Genomic DNA, 1,117 nt, shown 5'->3' with positions numbered 1-1,117 from the left:
GTCTGTTAAGCTCCTCCTTTTTTGTAAGTAGTTCATTAATCTCTTGAGTTATCTTTTCTATTTTTTCTTTCGCATCTTCAGTAGGCTCTTTATTTAAGGCTTGACGTTCAATCTCAAGTTGTCTTAGTTTCCTTTCTATCTCATCAAGCTCAATAGGCATGCTGTCTATCTCCATCCTGAGTTTAGCTGCAGCTTCATCAATAAGATCTATTGCTTTGTCTGGTAAGAATCTATCAGTAATATATCTGTTAGAAAGCACAGCTGCAGCCACTAATGCTGAATCTTTTATTTTTACTCCATGATGCACCTCATATCTTTCTTTAAGTCCTCTTAAAATTGATATAGTTTCTTCAACCGAAGGTTCTTTAACAAGAATAGGCTGAAATCTTCTTTCTAAGGCAGGATCTTTTTCTATATATTTACGATACTCATTTACAGTAGTTGCACCGATACAGCGAAGCTCTCCACGAGCAAGCGCTGGTTTTAACATATTTGATGATTTTACCTTCTGATTGAATAATCTCTTTAAGAACAGCTTTAAGTCTTTCCTCAAACTCTCCTCTGTATTTTGCTCCAGCAAGCAAAGCACCTATATCTAATGCGACTATTTCTTTATCTTTCAATGTTTCTGGAACATCTCCTGCTACTATTCTTTGAGCAAGTCCCTCTACGATAGCTGTTTTACCAACTCCGGGATCTCCTATAAGAACTGGATTATTCTTTGTTCTTCTACTTAGAACTTGGATTACCCTTCTTATTTCATCGTCTCTACCAATAACAGGATCAAGTTTGCCTTTTTTCGCAAGCTCTGTTAAGTTCTTTCCGTAACGAACTAATGCTTGATACTTGTCCTCAGGATTAGGATCTGTTATTTGATGGACTCCTCTTATTGCTCTCATCGCATCAAGTACTTTCTGACGAGTTATAGCCTGCTTACGGATTACATCAAGAGCAGGTCCTCCTACGTCAAATAAAGCAATAAGAAGATGCTCTACACTTATATATTCATCCTTAAGATGTTCTGCTTCTTTTTCTGCCTTCTCAAATAGCTGGTTTAGTCTCGGAGTTATGTATATATGCTCTAATGGTTGGGCACCGAAAACCTTAGGAATTTTAT

2 protein-coding genes are annotated in these 1,117 nt (G+C 37.0%); both read right to left on the bottom strand.

What is annotated here, in order from left to right:
* The coding region (locus NZ841_08435) for a Clp protease ClpC (GenBank protein MCS7202787.1) at positions 1-490 on the bottom strand (490 nt) is incomplete at its 3' end.
* Positions 429-1,117 (bottom strand): AAA family ATPase (locus NZ841_08430; protein ID MCS7202786.1); only part of this gene is annotated, 689 nt, incomplete at its 5' end. The genes NZ841_08430 and NZ841_08435, both read right to left, overlap by 62 nt.

The organism is Dictyoglomus sp. (assembly GCA_025060475.1).
Taxonomy (GTDB): Bacteria; Dictyoglomota; Dictyoglomia; order Dictyoglomales; family Dictyoglomaceae; genus NZ13-RE01.
Note: the sequence above shows the minus strand (reverse complement) of the source record. Positions and strands in the feature narration are given on the sequence as shown.